We start from the raw sequence: 21,024 nt of genomic DNA on the forward strand, positions 1-21,024 counted from the left end.
CATACTTTCATAATTGCTAGGCTGCCATGAGAATGAGAAAGATGAAAAATTGCAGTGCAAAAAGTATCTTTCTTTTGAGCGTTGCTGATTCAAAGTCTGAATTACCCCCGCAAGCCCCCAATTATAGAGGAACAAGATAACTGAAAGTCCCCAATTTTTGGGGGATTTAGGGGGCATCACTATGAAGGAAAAAATAAATTCATACCCGGATTCAGCAACGCCTTCTTTTGAGTATTATTATTTGTGGTAACAATCTTTATCCAAACCCGCCACCACCAGGAGTTTCTATCACAAAGATATCTCCAGCTTCCATTTCTACCGTTGCGGTACTATTCAATTCTTCTTCGCTTCCATTCTTACGAATTACCAAATTACGTCCAACTTTCCCCGCTTCTCCATTGTTTAAACCGAAGGGAGATATCAAACGGTGAGAGCAAAGAATATTCGCTGTCATATTTTCTAAAAATTGGATGCGACGGATTACTCCATTACCACCAGAATGTTTTCCCTTACCACCACTACCGAAACGCAAACTAAAATTTTCTAGAAGTACCGGATATCTTGATTCTAATACTTCGGGGTCAGTTAAGCGCGAATTTGTCATATGAGTTTGTACGGCATCCGTACCGTCAAAGTCTTCACCAGCACCGGAGCCTCCGCAGATTGTTTCGTAATATTGATAGTTTTCGTTGCCAAAGGTAAAGTTGTTCATGGTACCTTGAGAACCTGACATTACTCCCAAGGCTCCATACAAAGCATCGACAATAGTTTGGGAAGTTTCCACATTACCAGCAACTACTGCTGCTGGATAACTGGGGTTGAGCATACAGCCCTGGGGAATAATAATTTCTAAAGGATTGAGACAGCCTGCATTCAGAGGAATATTATCTTTAACTAAAGTACGGAAGACGTATAAAACGGCAGCTTGAGTTACAGCTTTGGGAGCATTAAAGTTACTATTTAACTGTTTGGATGTGCCGGTAAAATCTATTTTAGCGCTGCGATTTTCTTTGTTAATAGTTACTTCGACTTGAATTTTGGCACCACTATCCATTTCATAACTAAAAGTACCATCTTTTAAAACATCAATTGCTTTTCTTACCGCTTCTTCCGCATTATTTTGTACAAACTGCATATAATTTTGTACAACTTCTAAGCTATATTGCTCAACCATTTTCAGAAGTTCTTGAACTCCGCGATTATTAGCAGCAATAGAAGCTCTGAAGTCAGCTATATTTTGGTCGATATTTCTAGCTGGATAAGTATGATTTGCCAGTACTTGCCTTACTGCTTGTTCCCGAAAATTGCCTGTTTCAACTAAGAGAAAATTATCAAATAAAATACCTTCCTCTTCGATAGTTTTACTATGGGGAGGCATCGAACCCGGTGTAATTCCGCCAATATCGGCTTGATGCCCGCGAGAAGCAACGTAGAAAATAGGAGTATGAGAAACACCAAAAACCGGAGTAATTGCCGTTACGTCGGGAAGATGAGTTCCACCGTTATAGGGATTATTTGATAAATATACATTTCCTGGTTTTAAACTGCTACCCTTATCATTAATTAGACTGCGAACGCTTTCACTCATCGAACCCAAATGTACGGGAATATGAGGCGCATTTGCGACTAATAAACCGGAAGCATCAAAGATTGCACAGGAAAAATCCAAACGCTCTTTAATGTTTACCGAAGCTGCGGTATTTTGCAGCACGATTCCCATTTGTTCGGCTATAAATTGATAAAGATTTTTAAAGATTTCTAAACGAACTGGGTCGGGTTGGGTTGTTTTATGCATGGTATATTTTTGTTAATTGAATAGCTTTTAGTACGCATTTTAGCTATTTAATTTAAGGAATAAAGTCCTGACTAATGCTTTGTTTGATTTGTTTTGACGGGTTTTATTTTAGTCCTATTCATCTGATATCTTGCACCATTTTCGTTAAGCCTTCATAACCGCCTTGTAAGCCGGAGGCTTTCTAGCCCGCACGCTCTGCGCTCACGCAGAGAAATAAAAATCCGAGGCTCATATACAAAGTACGTTAAAACGCACTAAAACCCTTGCCCAGTATGATTTATCAGACTTTGTGTATTAGCCTGAGAATTTATGAATACGGCGGTTGTTGAAAATGGTGCAAGATGTAAGATTCATCGGACTTTTGCTATTAGATGGGGGTTTGCAACCCCCGAGGGGTTGCGATAAAAACCGTCAAGTTTAATGAAATGGACTACTAATACTTTGTCCCATAAATTCTGATGGGGAAAACATTGTTTATACCTAAAGGCAAAAACCCTGAATGTTTGGCGCTGAAGCGCAACTACGAACATATATAGCTATCTGTCTTTTTCGCCAAAAATACGACAATTATCCAAAATTGAATTAAATTGTGCAATTGCTTTCTTCGGATTTTCACCTTTCATTGCGGCAGTAACTATAAATTCATAGGGATTTCTTTTGATTCGCATAACTGTAGATATAGCATCTTGATTCGTAAATCCCCGTTTGTAAACTAACCAAGCAGCTAAAACCTGTCCCGTGCGTCCAATTCCAGCCGAACAGTGTACTACTACTTTTTCATTTTGTCGATTTGCTTCTGCTAGAAATGGTAAGATATTTTGAATTAATATTTCACTATCAATTAAATTAAAATCCTCAATTGCTGCCCAACAAACTTTTTTAGAGCCAAATTCTTTTTGATATATGTCTAATAAATTTGAATACTTGTTTAATTGACTTCGATCGAGCAAACAGCAGACGCACTTTATACCTTGGCTTTGCATAAACTCAATCCATTGCCCAACCTTTTCATCATTATATCCAGGTCTTGCAGAGCCATATACAATAGTTTCATTTTCGCTTGCCGGTGCAAATTTGTACATATAAGAATTTGATTTGATTAATATAATTATTTGTGTAGATAAGGAAGAGGCAAGAGTGAAATGATTGACATTTTCTCCGTTTCTTGAATGCTGGTATAATTGATGCAATTTAAGACCGCAATCAATGACTCAATTCATAGCTTTACTACTTTCCTTAGCTATTGAAATACCGATTATTTTATTGCTAACTCACTATTTACAAAGATTTTCGTCTTTTGTAGAACTATTAGCAATGTCTTCTTTAGCCTGCGGTGCAACTCTTTTAACTCACCCTTTAGCATGGACGAGCAATCAAATCATTATTCATGACTTAATATTTCCCGTAAGAATAATTATAATCGAAGCCATTGTTGTTTTTATTGAAGGTTTTTTATATTCGCAAGTTTTAGATTTAGGCTGGAGAAAAGGACTATATTTATCAATGATTGCTAATATTGCTTCTTTTTGCGGTGGAATAATTATGTATAAATTTCTTTAATCTAGGATAATTTTCTCTTCAGCAGGAATTGCTAGAGCTAGAAGCAAAATGGGAAATTCTACCCAAGCATGAACTGCTGCTGCGATTGAGTATAGTTTGCGCGCATCGGTAAAGGATTGAGCAAAGTAAATAAATATTAACGTGCTTAAAAATATTACTACTTTTTCAAATCCACTTTGACGATTCCACGCGACAAAATTATTATTTTTGTTTTTCTGCCAATTGGGTAATATACCCAAAACTACCGCGTAGTGCATACATTGTAGAAATACCGCAGCCGAAAAGGCATTAAGTGCGATCGCGCTTTCATGTAGCTCTCGGGGTACGAATGCACCTAGGTGAAGCTGTAGGTTGCCAGCTTGGAGGATGTCAGCCGATGGTGCAACCAAATTCAAGGAAAATAGAAAATTATAAGGATATCCAGAAATAATTATTAATGGGATTAATGCAAATACAATTAAACAAATCAATAAAGCGAATTTTTGCTTTCTACCGCTTAATCTTTCCGCAATAAAACCTACGGGAGTCAGATTATGCAAAACAGCAAGCAGCAACATCATAAATGTAGGTATCCAAAATACTCCAGCAGAAAGAATAATACAAATTAAGATACCTAAACTTGCTAATTTCCAATCTTTAACTTTTAAAATTGGGATAACCAGAATAACTAAACCGATTACACAAAGTAATTCTAATGATACGCTTATGGAAGAATTAACTATACCAAGAAGTTCTATAATTCGTAAATTAACTATTATCAGCAGCAGAATTACAATTTTTCTTTGTAAATCAATCTTTAAACGCGGATTAAAACGAGAATTGACATAGCGCAACTCAGTCAAAACATGAGCAAGTCCAAAACTAGCTAAGGTTAATGTATAAGTTGCCAGCGGAAAAGCAACCGATATAAAAGCAGCAGTTAGGATTAATAAAATAGCTGCAATAAATTTTCTCATTCTGCTTTATTAGGTTTTTTACATTTATTCCAGTAAGCAGCTCCACCAATCAAAGACATCCCAAAAATTGGAATATACCAAAGAAAAGCTGTATTCTTGCTTGAAGGTAATGGCAGCTTGTCTCCATCTAGATAAGCTTTTGTCTCTGATTTATTATTTTTGTAAATATAAGTAATTGAGCTATTTCTCAAACTTAAATACCTATTATTAATATCCGCAATTTCATAACCTTTAGCAACTTTATCTATTTGGTAAATATTCCGCATTGTTCTAATAGGATTGATTCTCCCTGTAGCGGGAATTAATTTGGCTTTTTTGCTCTCCAAATCTTTTAATCGCTCAAATTCTCCAATAATATCTTGTTCTAAATCAACATCAGATTTTTTCAAAGCATAAACTTCACCATACACACGATACCCACCTAAGTCATGACATTTACCGGACTTTAAAAACCTATTTCTAGTTGTCATTCTGGGACCATCCGATTTTTCAACCACCATAAATAAATAATCTGGATATTTATCAATATTAGTGATTTTGAAACAATAGCTTACACGACTTTCATCCCGAGGTAAAACATCTGCTCGCGCTAAAGATGGCTCAAATAAAGTTAATAAAATTCCTAAAGGGAGTATCGATATTAAACTCTGCTTGCGAAATATTCTCATGTTATTAGATTAGAAAAACTACGTATTATTTATAACTTATCTATAATCAAGAAAAAACGAAGACTTTCATACCTTGCTTTTGCTCTTCAAAATGTAGAGTGTGTTATCGCCGAGTGTAACGCACCATCCACCGAACAAGGTGCAAAAAAACGTTTATAACGCATTTACCTTGCCATTGTAATATTGTATGTTACACTTGTAGTGAGGTAGTAGTAAAGCTTCGCTATAGCTCGGGTTCAGTATGCCCGACTGGTGCGCCGAGCAATGCTTTGAGCGTATACCGCGAACAACTCGAAACTATTTCAACAGCATAATTAGCTCAGAGGAAGAGCGTTAGACTTGAAATCTAAAAGACGTAGGTTCAACTCCTACATTGTGCCCCGGAAGTTAGCTCATCGGCAGAGCAATAGACTCATAATCTATCGGTAGCAGGTTCGATTCCTGCACTTTCAACCAACCTACTAACCTGAAAAGTTAGTCAAACCCTACCCTGTCACGGTAGATAAAAAATCCGCAAATAACGCTCCTAAGCTCCTTGTTGGAAACAAGGTTCCCGATGGTTGATTTATCGACACAGGGGAGCGCAATCGGAATGCTTTCCTAGAAAGCAAACTCCGCGATGCGAGTGCTTGCAACCGTTCGTTACCTGGTAAAAGAGCGGGAGCTATGGTGAAGTAGCCAGAGCAATTGTTTTTTCTTTAACTTGAGTATGGGCTTCGCTAGCTGAATTCAGTTTTTCTATGGAAATTCTGGAAAGATGAAGCGAACCTCATATTTGAAAATTGTTTGATAATTTGAGATTACCTACGGGTATTTTTGTATTTGATAGCAGTTTTCTTAATCCAGTTATCGCAGAAGCTTTTGCCCGCTATGGAATCATATCAGCACTTACATTTGCGGAGTTTTTAATTTTACCTCACCCCGTCCTCACGGACACCCCTCTCCTTGCTAAGGATACTGCTGGCGAATGGTATGTCTCACCCCTCACCCGAACAAATTAATAGGGATTTTGAGCTATTAACAGGAGTGCGATCGCACTCCTCAAACCCTTATTTTTCGGTGATTAAGGGGTCTTACCCTTGATTCGCCAGCAGTATCCTTGCTAAGGAGATGGGAATAAGAAAAAATAAATTTTGATATTACCCTTTAGCCTTTTTGACCTTTAACCTTTAACCTTCACTATGCTACATTTGTAGCGAGATAGTAATTAAGCCACAATACTATAGCTCGGGTTCTGGATACCCGACTGGTGCGCGAAGAAATGCTTTGAGCGTATGCCGTTAAGTACTTGAAACTATTTCAACAGCCTAATTAGCTCAGTGGTTGAGCAATCGGTGAATCGCCGATAAACGTAGGTTCAAATCCTGCATTGGGCACCAATAACACCCCCGCCCTGGGTATGGGCACCTTGTTTGGGACAAGGCTACATAAATTTAGAGGAGACTAACAGCAGCGTGTTGCTGTCAGTCTGCAAACTCCGCGATGTGAATGTTTGCAACCGTTCGTTACCTAGTAACTTTCGGAAGCTATGGTGAAGAAGCCAGAGCAATTACCTCTCTCTTTAACTTGAGTATGTCCTTTGTTTGCTGCATTCAGTTTTTTTCGGGAATCCTGGAAAGGTACTACAAACGCCATATTTGAGCGCTGGAATGAAGATTTTGGGTTATCTTTGGGTACCCTGAGATTGGACAACAGTTCTCTTAATCCAGTTGTTGAGACGTTTTTGCCCGCAACGGAACCTATACGCATTTACATTTGCGGAGTTTTTAATTATATGGGCATTGGGGAATTGGGGAATTGGGAATTGGGCATGGGGCATGGGGCATTGGTAATTGCTAACCTTCTACCTCCACTATCCTTATCCCATTGCCGAATTTGTATTCCTAATGTAGTATATATATTACATAGGGCTGTTGATTGGAGAATGGTAATTCTAAGCAAGCAAAACCGTAGCGCTAGAGTTCAAAACAAGTAAACCACTGTCAATGCTTGTCGGTTAAGGCTAGATCCTCCCTAACCCTCCTTAAAAAGGAGGGAACTAAGCCCCCTTTACAAGGGGGTTTGGGGGATCTAAAAAATTTTGGATTTCTTAACCGAGCAGTATTGAAACCACTGTTTCCCATTACCAATTACCAATTACCTATTAAATTATTTATGTTTCTATCAAGATTTTTCTCTCGATTGCGTTTACCTAAATTGCCAAATTTATCTAAATTATTTATAAAAATACCTATGTGGAAAAATTTCTATATCAAACCCGGTGAAATCGGAATTTTATATAACCGTAGCGATTTCAAAAAGATTTTAACTTCTGGAACCTACACTTACTTTGGTAGGTTTTGGCGAGTTGAAACTTTTGATTTAAAGCAGCCAGAAGCGAATATTGAAAACTTAGAATTACTGTTAAGAGATAATGCCGAAGAACTACAAGAGCATCTATTAGTAGTACGTACTGATTTCAGCCAAGCTGCTTTAGTAAGAATTGGGCAGAAATGGATAACCGTTTTGCCAAATCAATTACGAGCATTTTGGCGGGGTTTTATTGAAGTCGAAGCCGATATCTTTAATTTAGAAGAAAGTTTAGAATTAGCAACTCAATTCGTACAGCAATTGCGTGGATTTAATTTTAGCGGCATCAAGAAAATTCTAGTTAAAGAATATGAAATTGGTTTATTGTACGTCCAAAATAACTTTGTTCGTCCTCTTGAGCCTGGAGAATACGCATTTTGGGCTATAGATAAGGAGATTACATATTATGCAATGAGTCGTCTGATGCATAATCCGCAATTTCCCCTCGAAGAAGTATTAATTGAGAGACATCCTGAGTTTGTTACAGCTTATTGTGAAACCGTACAAACAGTTGCTCAACAGGTTGCAATTGTTAGGTATCAAGGAAAGGCGATCGCTATTTTACCTCCAACCAGTCGCAAGTTATTTTGGCAGGGTGTTGATGTCGAAGTCGTTGATATTAGCAGCAATCCTAAATTATCAACAGCTTTAGTTACCGAATTAGTTTCAGGTTTACCCGAAACCGTAAACTTGAGTCGTAGCTGTTTGCACGTTTGCCAAGTACCCGCTCAACACATCGGCTTACTATATATCAACCAAGAATATCAAACGGTACTTGAATCGGGAATTCATGCATGGTGGGTGTTTGGGCGCTCTTTCCGCAGCGAAGCCATTGATTTACGTTTACAAAATATGGAGGTTTCTGGACAAGATATTTTATCCAAAGACAAAGTACCTCTGCGTTTGAATTTAACTGCTGGTTTCCGCATCCGAGACGCATTAACAGCAAGAAATGGATTGTCAGATTTTATTGGTTATCTGTACAAAGAATTACAGTTTGCTTTACGTGCTGCGGTGGGTGAAAAGAATTTAGACGAACTTTTAGAAGATAAAGGAGCAATCGACATCAGCATTGCAGAATATATTCGTCCCAAAGCAGCAGAATACGGAATAGAAATTGATTCGGTGGGAGTGAAAGACATCATTCTTCCCGGAGAAATCAAAACTATTTTGAGCAAAGTTGTAGAAGCAGAAAAATCAGCCCAAGCCAATGTAGTACGACGTAGAGAAGAGACTGCTGCAACTCGTAGCATGTTGAATACAGCAAGAGTTATGGAAGACAACCCCGTAGCTTTGAGATTGAAAGAATTAGAAGTATTAGAAAGAATTTCCGAGAAAATTGAGAAAATTCAAGTTAACGGTAGCTTAGATAGTATTTTGACAGAATTAATTCAAATTAATCGGAGTTAGTTGTTAGTTGATAGTTGATGATCCACACCCTCCGGGTGAAAGTTGATAGTTGTGCCCAACTACCAACCCTTTCAAATTAATAGTAATAACGTAATCAGTGTAATCAGCGAAATCCATTTAATCCGTGATAATTCATTATGGGTATACCAAAAAAAGGTTCAAGAAAAATAACCGTAGATGGAGAAAATTTCATCTGGCTAATTAGAAGAAAAGCAACTTATGGACAAACAGATTTCGGTATGGGTTTAAATATTGCAGTCGAACATGCTGAAGGTACGGGTTCAAAATTAGTAATTTTAACAGATAAACCCCATCCCAAAGATTGGGCTACAACCGAAGTTAAACCAGTTGTACCTTCAGAAGTAGCATCATGGATAAACCAAGCAATCAAAGCGGGATGGCAACCTAAAAAATCGGGGAAACCATTTGAGTTTATAGTTAATAGTTGATTTGTATATTCGTAGGTTGGGTTCGGTGCGACAAGGTAATTTAACTAATAATCAAAAATTAGATTCGCACCGTAACCCAACAACTTTACTCAAAAATCAAACGAGTATAAGGTTTTTCAAGAATAATATTAGCACTACTTACGCTTTAAATTACTGAATTCCCAGGGGAAAACAGCCCAACTACCAACCCTTTCAAATTAATAGTAATAACGTAATCAGTGTAATCAGCGAAATCCATTTAATCCGCGATAGTTAATAGTTGATTCGTAGAACAATATTAGGTTGTATACTCAGCATTAATTTTGACGTAATCGTAACTCAAATCGCATCCCCAAGCTTTCCCCTCACCTTTACCATTACCCACGCTAACTTCAATAATTACCGGATTATCTATCCTTTGAGTTTTAAGCGTATTTCTATCAACAGTTAAATCGTTACTATTATTAGTAGCTGCAACATCTTGTGGTAAAGAAGATTCTGCTGCTGTTTCTTTTAAATATGTACTTGCTGCTTTTCTATCAAATTGTTGGGGTTGTCCTTTTTCCATTAACAAAAAGTCCCCTAATTTTATCCTCAAATCATCTTGCTCGAAGGGTACCCCCGCACGCCCAGCAGCAGCAGCAATTCTTCCCCAGTTAGCATCCCTACCAAAGATTGCAGATTTCACCAACGATGAACCAGTAACGGTTTTAGCGATTTGTAAAGCCGCTCTTTCATTTTGTGCGCCGCTAACCCGTACTTCTATCAAACAAGTTGCACCTTCCCCATCACGAGCGATCGCCTTTGCTAAATGCTGACAAACCGCCGTTAACATTGCTTCTAATTTCTCAGCTTCGGCTCCCATTTCTGTAATTGCCGGAGTGCGGGATTGTCCGTTGGCTAAAGCAATTAAACTATCGTTAGTACTGGTATCGCCATCAACGGTAATTGCATTAAAACTTTTGTCGGCAGCACGACTAAGCATTTCTTGCCATAATCCAGGAGAAACCGCAGCATCTGTAGTTACAAAAGCTAACATCGTTGCCATATTCGGATGTATCATTCCCGAACCTTTGCTGATTCCCCCTATTCTTACCGGTCTGTCATGTATAGTAGTTTCTAAAGCAATGGATTTTGTCACCAAATCTGTAGTAATTATCGCTTTCGCCGCATCATCCGAACCATTTTCTGAAAGTGATTCTACTAACTTTGGAATACCTGCTTTAAAAGCATCCATCTTAATTCTTTGTCCAATGACTCCAGTTGAAGCCAACAAAACAGACTCTGAAGAAATATTAAGTGCTTGCCCTAACGTCATTGCGCTTTCAAGGGCATCCAACCAACCTTGATTTCCTGTAGAAGCGTTAGCCTGCCCCGCATTGCAGAGAATTGCACGGGCACCCGCAGCCGACATTAACCGCTGACGACAATAGTCAACACAAGCTGCCGTAACCTGCGACATTGTAAACACACCTGCGGCGATCGCCTCTACATCTGAAACAATCAACGCTAAGTCTGGGGCACCCGAAGGCTTTAAGCCAGCAGCAATTCCAGCTGCTTTATATCCTCTAGGTGCCGTAACACCACCAGTTATTTCCCACCAGTCACTCATTAATATCCCCTACATCTCTTTTCTAATCGCTGCAATAGTAGGGGATTATATCAATTATTAGTTGACGGTTAATGGTAACTTATTAGTTATTAATGGTAATTGGTAATTGGTAATCGGGAATTGCCCCCATATCAAATACCGTAAAAATACTCAAAAAAAAGAGAGAGCCATTCGGCCGCTCTCCAGATCATCAGGGTGCATCTACTTAACATAGTATACCATTTTTAGCCTAGGGGTTTTAACCCCTCAGTTAAGGTTGGATTAAATTTTCGTAAATAAATTATCCTTCACTTCACAGTATTATTATCTAGAAATAGAAAAAAGCTAAAAAAAAAGAGAGCCACTTGGGTAGCTCTCCAGATCATCAGGGTGCATCTACTTAACATAGTATACCATTATCGCCCAGGGGGTCATACCCCCTTACTGAGATTTTGATAAAATTTTTGCGAAGAAACTGCCAGGAAATATAAAAAAATAAAAAAGAGAGCCATGAATATAGCTCTCTAAACATCAGGGTGCATCTGATTATCACATTTTACCATTTATGGCATGAGGGATAATACCCCTTCGCAAAAAAAAATGGTAGAAAATATTCTTTTAAAAGATAAAATAAAACCAGTAAGTAGGATTTTACTCCCTAATCCGCGTTTAACTGTATTTAAAAGATTGTAATAACGTATATCAAACCAAAATTCTCAAAAAAAAACGGAGAGCTACTTGGCAGCTCTCCAGATCATCAGGGTGCATCTACTTAACATAATATAGCACTATAGGGGTGAGGGGTGTAACCCCTTTTGTAAAATAACGATAAAGTTTTTGTGAAGTTATTTAAGTGAATACACTCATTGTGATTATTGTCTTACTGCGTGTAAGTTGAAATACGCATGTAAGTTACGATAAATATGTACTTTTAAAATTTGGTCGTATATTTATTTAATTTTTTGCTACATCAATAAAAAATTAGGGCGTTGCTGAATTGAAGTATGAATTTATGTTTCTGGTTTTAGTAAAGCCCCCTAAATCCCCCAAAATTGGGGGACTTTAAATTATCTTTCTCCCCCAGAATTGGGGGTTGGGGGGCAAAATCATACTTGTAATCAGCAACGCCAAAATTAGAAATATACCGCTTTCTTCTTCTCTGACTATTCTTAAAGCGTAAACTTAGAAAGAATTCACATTGTGACAAAAATATGGAGACGTTGCGCCGGGAGCAACGTCTGTGTGTATAGATTTTTTATTCGACTAAAGCCTTGAGCTTCTTATCTACAAGCTGATTGGTTAGTTTTGGATCGGCACGCTTTCCGGTTTTCTTAAGAACTTGTCCGACAAAGAAACCTTTGACGTTAGTTTTGCCGCTGCGATATTTTTCAACTTCCTTGGGGTTTCCAGCGATAGCTTCATCGATGAGAGGTTCGAGTACTGCTGGATCTGTAATTAATTTTTCACCAGCAAAAACATCTTTAGGAGCTTTACCTGCAAGTAAGTCTGGTAGTTTCTCCTTAGCTTTAGCATTGCTTATCTCGCCCTTATCAATCAGCTTGGCAACTTCAGCTAAATTATTTGGAGTTAAGTTAATTTGGGAAATGCTGAGTTTTTCTTTGTTGAGATAGCCAGCGATATCGCCCATAATCCAGTTGGCGGCAGTTTTGGCATTTGCTCCCTTATTTACAGCAGTTTCAAAATATTCTGCCGTAGCACGCTCCTCAGTTAAAACTCTGGCATCGTATGCAGAAAGTCCCAACTCGGTTTCATAATGATGGCGTTTTTTTGCAGGTAAATCGGGTAATTCGCTTTCCCAGTTCTTTAATTGTTCTTCAGTTACTTCAATGGGAGCCAAATCTGGTTCGGGAAAATAACGGTAGTCGGAAGAACCTTCCTTAACTCGCATACTAATAGTACGTTGAGAACCTTCTTCCCAAAGACGAGTTTCTTGAATTATTGCTTCACCGGATTCAACAGCTTCGATTTGACGTTCAATTTCGTATTCAATTGCCTTCTGAATAGCGCTGAACGAATTCATATTCTTAATTTCAACTTTTGTGCCAAATTCCTTTTGTCCGACGGGGCGCACGGAAATATTGACATCGCAACGTAACGAACCTTCTTGCATGTTACCGTCGCTGACACCAAGATAGCGGACAATTCGACGTAACTCTTGGGCATATTCGGCGGCTTCTTGCCCGGAGCGCAAATCTGGTTCCGAAACAATTTCTACTAAAGGTACTCCAGCCCGGTTGTAGTCTACCAAAGAATAGCTCGAACCAGAAAGGCGATCGCTGCCAGCGTGGACTAATTTTCCTGCATCTTCTTCCATATGCAAGCGAGTAATACCAATCTTTTTGCGACTGGGATTATCATCTTTATCGACTAACTCAATTTCGATATAGCCGTGCTCGGCAATGGGTAAATCGTATTGAGAAATTTGGTAGTTTTTGGGTAAGTCGGGATAAAAATACTGCTTGCGGTCAAATTTGCTGTATTTCGCAATTTGGCAATTGAGAGCTAAACCTGCTTTTACGGCATATTCTAATACTTTTTCATTGAGAACCGGCAAAACTCCAGGTAAACCCATGCAAATTGGGTCGATATTAGTATTAGGATCGGCACCAAATTCTGTGGAGCTATCGGAGAAAATTTTTGTTTTAGTAGCGAGTTGACAATGGGTTTCCAAACCGATAATCGCTTCGTAATCAGTTTTTACAGTTGTAGCAGCAGTCATAAAAGTTCAATATTAGAGCTTATGTTGCAATCAATAGGTATTGTAGCTGTTTCGAGTCAATAACTGATGGATGTTTACGCTCGTTATGATGGTGAAAATTCCGTCCACCGAGTCAAAGAATTTCTTAAATTTGTATCCCGTATAGAATTGAGTCCATATTCTTACGAGACGGATATTTTGTTCAATCTATATTAATAGCGAATTACAGTCCTGGTTCAGCCTGTAATCTAATTTAAATTATCTTTACGCCGCTCAACATCTACAAATGTCAATTTTATGCAAATTATTAGCATTTTTAATCTTAATAAGTAACCATGTTAACTAGTTATACCCTTCAATTTTTAAACAATGCTCTTTAGGTAGATGCACGAGCAAATCAATGAATGTTATTAAAAAGATATCTACTATCCTTGTAAAAAATCGTAACTACAATAATTAAAATATCGCTGCATTTTGAATTGCAGTTGACTATAGCATAGTGTGAAAAATATTAATAGCAAACGTCTAGAAAAATAAGAATGTCAATTTTATTAATTATTTTAGGAATAGCAATATTAACCTATACTACTTTCGACGTATTAGTAACAACCTTAACTGTGGGAGGAGGGGGTCCAATTACAAGTAGAATTTCTAGTGGAATATGGTGGTTAGTATTGCAAATTCATCGGAGAAAATCGAACCATCGCTTGTTATCAATTACAGGTTTAGTATTGCTATGTGGAATAGCTTTAGCTTGGTATATATTAACTTGGGTAGGCTGGACACTGATATTCTGTGCGGAAAATTCGGCTGTTGTAAATGCATCTTCTAAAATTCCGGCAGATACTTGGCAAAGAATATATTTCGTAGGCTATAACATATCAACTTTAGGGATGGGTGACTTTCAAGCTCAAGGAACAGTTTGGCAAATGGCTACGGCAATATCATCAGCAAGTGGTTTTTTCTTAGTAACTTTAAGTATTGCTTACCTATTACCAATTGTTTCAGCAGCTTCGGAAAAACGTGCTTTTGCTATTTACATTGCTTCATTGGGAGGAACGGCAGACGAAATTTTGGTTCGAGCTTGGAACGGTCATGATTTTGGCGATTTATCTTCACATTTAAGTTCATTAACTCCAACTTTAACCCAACAGGGAGAAAAACACTTAGCATATCCAATTCTGCATTATTTCCACAGTGTAGAAAGAGTTAGATCTCTACCTTTGAGTTTGGTTGCATTAGATGAAGCATTAACTTTATTACAATATGGAATTCCACAAAAATATCAACCAGAGCCAGCAGCCTTAGGTGCAGTTAGAAGGGCTAGTGCAGCTTTTTTAAAAACGTTAAAATCAGCTTATTTGGAACCATCGAACTACAATCCAGAGCTTCCTTCTTTAGAATTACTGCGAAATAAAGGTATTCCTACGGTTAGCGATGAAGAATTTTGGGAAAATACTAAGATTATTACTAAACGTCGAAGATTCCTATTAGCATTAACAGAAAATGATGGCTGGACTTGGGATTCGATTGCTTCGAGTATCACTACTAATAGAGCTAGTAGTTTAGATGATGAAACAATGATTGATGATGTAAGATTGCATTAAATTAATTGGTAATTGGTAATTGGTAATTGGGAAATAACTTTTATTAACTAGACATATTTAATATTTATGTTTGAGGTAATTGGCAACGGGATTAATTATGCTTTGGGATTGGATGCTAAGGAAGTAAATTTATGGCAGATGGGGTTAAGGGCTGCGGTAGTTTATATTGCCGGATGGATAATGGTTAGAATTGCCGGAGATAGGCGTTTTCTTGGTAAACATGCTGCTTTTGATGTTGTTTTAAGTATTATTTTTGGTTCTACCTTAAGTCGTACTATCAATGGTTCAGCACCTTTTTTCCCGACTATTGGTGCTGGGTTTGTCTTGGTAGGAATGCATTGGTTGTTTGGAGGAATTTCTTTTCATTTTCCTGCTTTAGAAAGATTGATTAAAGGTTCATCTCGCGTGTTAATTCGGGATGGTAAAGTTAACTATAAAAACATGCAGAAAAGTCATCTTAGCGAGAAAGATTTAGAATCTTCATTACGTTCTCAAGCGAAGCTTACCGAAGTCTCGCAAGTCGAAATTGCGCGATTGGAAAGTAGCGGTGATATTAGCGTTTTAGCTAAAGAAAGTATTCCCCGTATTATTAATGTGCATGTGGAAGAAGGAGTTAAAACTATTAAGATAGAATTGTAAAATATCTCTCCCTGTCTCTACTTGGGAGCGCCCTTCGGCGAGGCTCTGCTTCACAATGAATGAAGGCAGAGCCTTCTTGTCTGTATTCCTTGCCGGAGACAAGGAACAAGTTATATTAAATTAAACTTTTGTAGGGTGTGTGACTAAGGTGTTGACTTTGATAGAATCTTAAATATTTAGATTCATACTTTTATTATTTCAACATTATGGTGCGTTAGATGATGTAATAAATTTTTCGTTTTAAGAGATAGATTGTCGTGCATCTAACACACCCTACAAGATTTAAATACACTTACCGTCACGCACCACAGATGTTGGAAACAATAAGTTAATTTTTCACCATTTCTAATAATTCCTCTTCACTCAACTGAGTAATTCCTAATTTTTCAGCTTTAGCTAACTTAGAACCAGCATTTTCCCCTACCACTAGAAAATCTGTATTTTTACTAATTGAATTAGATACTTTTCCCGCAAACTTCTGAATCAATTCTTTGGCTTCATCTCGCGTAATCGTAGCTAATGTTCCGGTGACAACAAAGGTTTTACCGGCTAACTTTTGATTAACTTGAGAAGATGTTGCCTTTTGCACTTCCACAAATTGCAAACCGGCATTCTGCAAGCGCTCAATTAATGCTTGATTGGCTTCTATACGGAACCATTTATAAATGCTTTCGGCTATTTCAACTCCTATGCCGTAAATTGCTTCAATATCCGTAACTTTGGCAGCTGCTAATTTTTCTACGCTATCAAATTTTTCAGTTACAGTTTGAGCAATCGAACTACCTACATGACGAATTCCTAAACCATACAATACTCGCCCCCAAGGTTGATTTTTCGATTTTTCGATGGCATCTATCAACTTTTGAGCCGATTTTTGCCCCATTCTTTCCAAATTAGCTAAATCCTCTGCCGTCAAATCGTATAAATCAGCTACGGAATTAACTAACTTTTTATCTACCAATTGATGCACGACTTTTTCACCCATACCGCGAATATCTAAAGCGTTACGGCTTACCCAATGTTCAATCGAACCTTTAAGAATTGCAGCGCAAGAAGTATTTACACATCTCGTTACCGCTTCACCCTTTTCTCTTACCGCAGGTTGCCCGCAAACTGGACAATGAGTCGGCATCTCAAAGGGTGTGGTGTTTTCGGGGCGTAATTCCTTGAGTACTCGTACAACTTCCGGGATGATTTCCCCGGCTTTCCGCACGATGACGGTATCACCCACCCGGATATCTAACTGAGCAACGCGATCGCTGTTATGTAGTGTAGCTCTCGATACCGTTGTTCCCGCAAGCTGAACGGGCTGCATTTCGGCTAATGGAGTTAGAGCGCCGGTTCTACCGACATTGACCGAAATATTTTCTACGCGGGTTGGTGCTTCTTCCGCTGCGTATTTCAGCGCAACTGCCCACCGAGGAAATTTATTAGTAAATCCTAATTCTTGCTGTAGCGCCAAAGAATTGAGTTTTACCACAACGCCATCAGTCATATAAGGTAAATTTAAACGCTCTGTATCCCAATGCTGATAATAATCAGCCACTTCATCCAAGGAATGGCAAAGCTGTTTATTGGGATTTACCTTAAACCCCATTTTTTGCAATAATTCCAAAGCAACTGAATGATTATTCGCAATACTCGCATCATCCATACCGGGAATTTGCAAAGTGTAAGCAAAGAAATCCAAACGTCTTTTATCAACTTTGCGAGCATCTAACTGTCGCAGAGTACCGGCAGTAGCATTGCGAGGGTTGGCAAATTGATTTTCGCCAGATGATACTCTTTCTTGATTGATTTTTTCAAATACATCCAAAGGTAAAAACGCTTCACCTCGTACTTCTATATTTTCTAAAGCATCCCGATTTTCTAATTTAATACCATCTAAATTTAATCTTAGAGGAATAGAACGAATTGTCCGCACATTTTGCGTAATATCTTCCCCACTAACACCATCACCGCGAGTTACGCCCCTTACCAAAACCCCATTTTCATAAGTTAACGCCAAAGCATTACCATCAATTTTTAATTCGCAGACATAATCTACCTGCTCGCTCCGAGGCGCATTTCTTCTCCATCTCTCATCCCAAGTCTTTAGCTCATCAACATCAAAAGCATTTTCCAAACTGTACAGCGGAATATTATGGCGTACCGAAGTGAATCCAGTTGCCGGTTTTTCACCAACCCGCTGAGTTGGACTATCTTGAGTAATTAACTCCGGGAATTTAGTTTCTAAATCCTGCAATTCACGATACAATTTATCGTAAATCGCATCTTCCATAATGGGAGCATCAAGCACGTAATAAGCGTAACTCGCTTCAATTAACAGTTTTCTTAATTCCTCAACTCTTTGCTTCGTTTCAGGCTGAACGGTTTCCAATTTATACTCCTCCAAGTTTTGAAAGATATTGAGTTTAACAATATTGATTTAATTTAAAAAGCTTTTAGTGCATTTGTACTAAAAATATAGATATATGTCAAGCAGTTTGTGATATTACGTATTTCCTGCATCAGATATTAGGCTGTGTTGGAATAGCTTTATTCCGTCTTTTAGAAAGTTTTGCACAGCTTTATCAGAAACCGATAACATCCTCTTCATTTTTGTCGTAATTATTTAACTTCTTCTCTCTTCCTCTTGCTTTGTGTTCTCAGCGCTCTCTGCGGTTTTTTCATTCCAGTGTTAACGGATTTGATATAACATCTTAATTAATCCTTTAAGGTCTTATTGAACAGTTTCAAAATTAATTAATCAATATAATATTTGAGTTCCTATTTATCTCGTTCTGCTAGGAAGATAATATGATTTTATTATCTTTAATATTAGGATTAATACTAGGCTATCTATTTAGCGGAAAAAAAGGTAGCTTAATTACTATTAGATTTTATATAAACATTAATTTCAGTAATAACTTAAACGGTAATGGCAATAATAATGGAAACGATAATTTAAATAATAATGGCAATAATAACGGCAACCAAAATGAAGTTGCGGAGAATGAAGTCAAAGTCTAAAAAGGGAGCATTAATTATGCAAAAAAATATTTCCCATGTGTAACCTGGGAAATATAAAAATTGGGATGTCCCCGACAAATTATCAATTACTCATTAATACGATCGCTTAATCAACAGTTCCTGGAAACTGGAGTTTTGTTTGACACACAACCTTAGTTTAAATAGTCGATAATAAAATACAACTTTAGCAGTTATTTTATCGTGAATTTTTTTCAGATTGCTACGTTTTGGGTATTCAATTTCTTTGTGTTTGTCGAAATAAACTTGCTTCTCAATAAAGTTTGACTGTCCCATCTTGACTCTGACTCGTTCAATATTATCTTTGAAAAAAGGAAATCTATCTTCAGAATCAAATCTAATCGGAAAACCTGCTTTAGCAGCAGCTAATCCCATAACATTACCTTCTCCATCATAAATTCCTTGCATCTCAAAAAAGTAAGAGATGGTTTGCCATAGTTTCAAGAAAACCTGTTCGGTACCGTCTTGTTTGCTAACAACAAACATAAACTCGTGAAACCATTTTGTTTCCTGGAGATTGATGCTTAAATTTTGTGCAACTTTTTCTATGGCTGCAAACTCAGCACGAGGTTTTGTCTGTACGTTATGCTTGATAATATTACATCCAGTTCTCGCTGTAATTCCAGGAAGCCATTCCAGCCCTTGCGGTACAGAGCCGATGATTCGTACATCTGAGTCTAAAAATACGCAAGTGTCAAATTTTTCCAGAGACTTTTCAATCACAAAACGCTTATCGTGATAACCTTTAACACTTTGCAGTCGATGCTTAATAGCAATAACATGACTGTATTCCCCAAAATCAGCAGGTTCATCTGTTAAAACTACGAAAGCAATATCTGGTGCTTGCTCTTGAATATCTTTTGCAAGAATTTTCGCGTGGGTACGATATCTCTTACCTACAGCTAACGTACAAAAACAATATTCTTTGACCATAATTTTTACTCTTAGAAAATATAAGTTCCATCTAAAGTCATGACGATAATTCAATGTAGTTTATACTAAGAATTATTTATATGACTTACGCAAACGCAACGAGGAATTAAGTATTTCAAGAGTTTATATCCCCCCAACCCCCCGATGAGTTGGGGGCTTTGCGTAAGTCCTAATTTAATTAAATAATCCTTGTTTTACATCATCTTGGAACTGATAAAGCTTTTCTTCAAGCTGATTAGTTAAACTCTCAATACGTGAATCTTTACTTAAATATGCAGGCTGATTCAAAGCAACTTGCTTTAAAGTTTTAGCAGCCTTATTTTGTCTAATTTTATCTCTAAAGAAGCGAACGGGAGTTAGTAAATCCAGCTTTTCTCTGGGATTTTGTAATCTTTCAATATAATTAGGTTTGTATTCAATACCAATCGACGAACACCAGTCTTGCCACTTGAAAGAAAGAATAGTGGAATTAGTCACAATTGGTACCCAAGGAACCCGAAGTGCATCAGCAACAATTGCACCATGCATAGCTTCAGTTAGCAAAACTTCAGTTTCGCATATAGAAGATAAAACTTTGTCCACATTCCATCTTGGATCGATATAACCAAAGCCATTATTTTTACAGGCAAGCTCCCATCCTTTACCTGCAAGTTCGTAATGAGGCATATAAGAAAAACGATGGACTTTTTTAGCAGTGTTTTCGTAAATGCGGCGAATTAAAACAGCGCCATCAGTAATTCCGAGTTCTTCTTCTACTCCCAAAGCTTTCGCCGAAAGCGAACCTCGCAAGCAATAAATTTTATAAGAATCATCAAGTTTTACATCGCCCTTGCCATAACCTACACCAGTACCGAAAATCACCCTTCTGCTTGCATGACGAGTGCGCCAAGGCAATCCATCATTAATTAAGCTGCCAATGCCAACGAAAGCCACGTTTTCGTTATTATCTAAAACCCCTGGAATCAACTTTTCCCAAATCAAAGGATTAAGGTCATCTCCAAAATTCCTTTCTCCATTAGGTAATTTGTAGTATGATAACTTCATTTATTTATGTCTCGATATTTTTATATAAAGATAAGTTAAGATTTGTTTATTTAGAGATAATAACTTTGGATATATTATCTACTGATGAGAAGCGAAAGAGTTCAGTATATTAACCTAATTTATTGTCTTAAGATTTAGTTTTTAGGTAAAAATTGCAGGATTTTTTTTCCGGATAGAAAACAGAATATTTCTGTTAATAAAAATAATTTATTACTAGCGCTTTAAATTGATAAATTTAATAAGTTTGTTTGGAAATTATAATAATTATCAATTTTTGCAATAGCAGATACGCTAG

The 21,024-nt window shown here is 37.5% G+C and carries 16 protein-coding genes and 3 tRNA genes; 9 read left to right on the forward strand and 10 right to left on the reverse strand.

The features are described 5' to 3' along the window. Positions 1-256: 256 nt before the first annotated feature. Positions 257-1,795 (reverse strand): hydantoinase B/oxoprolinase family protein, encoded by a 1,539-nt coding sequence (locus RIV7116_RS15735; protein ID WP_015119291.1) that lies wholly within the window; start codon positions 1,793-1,795, stop codon positions 257-259. A 536-nt stretch (positions 1,796-2,331) separates the two neighbouring features. Beyond that, a complete protein-coding gene (locus RIV7116_RS15740; RefSeq protein WP_015119292.1) occupies positions 2,332-2,877 on the reverse strand; it encodes a dual specificity protein phosphatase family protein in 546 nt (181 codons plus the stop codon). Positions 2,878-3,001: 124 nt separating this feature from the next. Here RIV7116_RS15740 and RIV7116_RS15745 point away from each other — a divergent pair, with 124 nt between their 5' ends. Continuing rightward, positions 3,002-3,355, forward strand: coding sequence for a hypothetical protein (locus RIV7116_RS15745; protein WP_015119293.1), 354 nt, complete (start codon positions 3,002-3,004; stop codon positions 3,353-3,355). Here the strand turns inward: RIV7116_RS15745 and RIV7116_RS15750 are convergent. After that, positions 3,352-4,311, reverse strand: coding sequence for a hypothetical protein (locus tag RIV7116_RS15750; RefSeq protein ID WP_015119294.1), 960 nt, complete (start codon positions 4,309-4,311; stop codon positions 3,352-3,354). The two genes, RIV7116_RS15745 and RIV7116_RS15750, sit on opposite strands and share 4 nt — an antisense overlap. After that, entirely contained in the window at positions 4,308-4,979 is a 672-nt protein-coding gene (locus tag RIV7116_RS15755) for a hypothetical protein (RefSeq protein ID WP_015119295.1), read from the reverse strand. Before RIV7116_RS15755 ends, RIV7116_RS15750 begins: the two co-directional genes overlap by 4 nt. Before the next feature lie 308 nt (positions 4,980-5,287). On the opposite strand from RIV7116_RS15755, the gene RIV7116_RS15760 reads away from it, so the two are divergent. The 3 genes from RIV7116_RS15760 to RIV7116_RS15770 all read left to right on the forward strand — a co-directional run bounded on the left by RIV7116_RS15760 (position 5,288) and on the right by RIV7116_RS15770 (position 6,358). Beyond that, positions 5,288-5,359, forward strand: a tRNA-Ser gene (locus RIV7116_RS15760). Between the two features lies 1 nt (position 5,360). Further along, positions 5,361-5,435 (forward strand) — tRNA-Met (locus tag RIV7116_RS15765). A gap of 849 nt (positions 5,436-6,284) precedes the next feature. After that, positions 6,285-6,358 (forward strand) — tRNA-Ile (locus RIV7116_RS15770). Between the two features lie 130 nt (positions 6,359-6,488). On the opposite strand, the gene RIV7116_RS35845 is transcribed toward RIV7116_RS15770, so the two are convergent. Then, positions 6,489-6,728: a hypothetical protein gene (locus RIV7116_RS35845; protein WP_015119296.1), complete on the reverse strand. Its 240-nt coding sequence runs from the start codon at positions 6,726-6,728 to the stop codon at positions 6,489-6,491. A 483-nt stretch (positions 6,729-7,211) separates the two neighbouring features. On the opposite strand from RIV7116_RS35845, the gene RIV7116_RS15780 reads away from it, so the two are divergent. Together RIV7116_RS15780 and RIV7116_RS15785 are read left to right on the forward strand one after the other, a co-directional pair. Continuing rightward, positions 7,212-8,738 carry a slipin family protein gene (locus RIV7116_RS15780; RefSeq protein WP_015119297.1) on the forward strand — a complete coding sequence of 509 codons (1,527 nt, stop codon included), beginning with the start codon at positions 7,212-7,214 and terminating at the stop codon, positions 8,736-8,738. A gap of 137 nt (positions 8,739-8,875) precedes the next feature. Next, a complete protein-coding gene (locus RIV7116_RS15785; protein WP_015119298.1) occupies positions 8,876-9,187 on the forward strand; it encodes a hypothetical protein in 312 nt (103 codons plus the stop codon). Positions 9,188-9,464: 277 nt separating this feature from the next. Here the strand turns inward: RIV7116_RS15785 and argJ are convergent, their stop codons facing one another. Both argJ and gatB read right to left on the reverse strand, forming a co-directional pair. After that, positions 9,465-10,778, reverse strand: a complete 1,314-nt coding sequence (argJ, locus tag RIV7116_RS15790; protein ID WP_015119299.1) for a bifunctional ornithine acetyltransferase/N-acetylglutamate synthase — start codon at positions 10,776-10,778, stop codon at positions 9,465-9,467. A 1,234-nt stretch (positions 10,779-12,012) separates the two neighbouring features. Continuing rightward, positions 12,013-13,497, reverse strand: coding sequence for an Asp-tRNA(Asn)/Glu-tRNA(Gln) amidotransferase subunit GatB (gene gatB, locus RIV7116_RS15795; protein WP_015119300.1), 1,485 nt, complete (start codon positions 13,495-13,497; stop codon positions 12,013-12,015). 518 nt (positions 13,498-14,015) lie between these two features. Between gatB and RIV7116_RS15800 the strand changes: the two genes are divergently transcribed. Both RIV7116_RS15800 and RIV7116_RS15805 read left to right on the forward strand, forming a co-directional pair. Continuing rightward, a complete protein-coding gene (locus tag RIV7116_RS15800) occupies positions 14,016-15,083 on the forward strand; it encodes a hypothetical protein (RefSeq protein WP_015119301.1) in 1,068 nt (355 codons plus the stop codon). 66 nt (positions 15,084-15,149) lie between these two features. After that, on the forward strand, positions 15,150-15,722 hold the full coding sequence (locus RIV7116_RS15805) for a DUF421 domain-containing protein (protein ID WP_015119302.1): 573 nt from the start codon (positions 15,150-15,152) through the stop codon (positions 15,720-15,722). Between the two features lie 328 nt (positions 15,723-16,050). Here the strand turns inward: RIV7116_RS15805 and ligA are convergent, their stop codons facing one another. Further along, positions 16,051-18,102: an NAD-dependent DNA ligase LigA gene (ligA, locus tag RIV7116_RS15810; protein WP_015119303.1), complete on the reverse strand. Its 2,052-nt coding sequence runs from the start codon at positions 18,100-18,102 to the stop codon at positions 16,051-16,053. 419 nt (positions 18,103-18,521) lie between these two features. Here ligA and RIV7116_RS15815 point away from each other — a divergent pair, with 419 nt between their 5' ends. Then, positions 18,522-18,734 (forward strand): hypothetical protein, encoded by a 213-nt coding sequence (locus RIV7116_RS15815; RefSeq protein WP_015119304.1) that lies wholly within the window; start codon positions 18,522-18,524, stop codon positions 18,732-18,734. 93 nt (positions 18,735-18,827) lie between these two features. Here the strand turns inward: RIV7116_RS15815 and RIV7116_RS15820 are convergent, their stop codons facing one another. Beyond that, the gene (locus tag RIV7116_RS15820; protein ID WP_015119305.1) at positions 18,828-19,685 is read right to left on the reverse strand and encodes a hypothetical protein; all 858 of its coding nucleotides are present in this window, start codon (positions 19,683-19,685) and stop codon (positions 18,828-18,830) included. Between the two features lie 174 nt (positions 19,686-19,859). Next, positions 19,860-20,729, reverse strand: a complete 870-nt coding sequence (locus RIV7116_RS15825; protein ID WP_015119306.1) for a polysaccharide pyruvyl transferase family protein — start codon at positions 20,727-20,729, stop codon at positions 19,860-19,862. Positions 20,730-21,024: the final 295 nt, after the last annotated feature.

Source organism: Rivularia sp. PCC 7116, from assembly GCF_000316665.1.
GTDB lineage: Bacteria > Cyanobacteriota > Cyanobacteriia > Cyanobacteriales > Nostocaceae > Rivularia.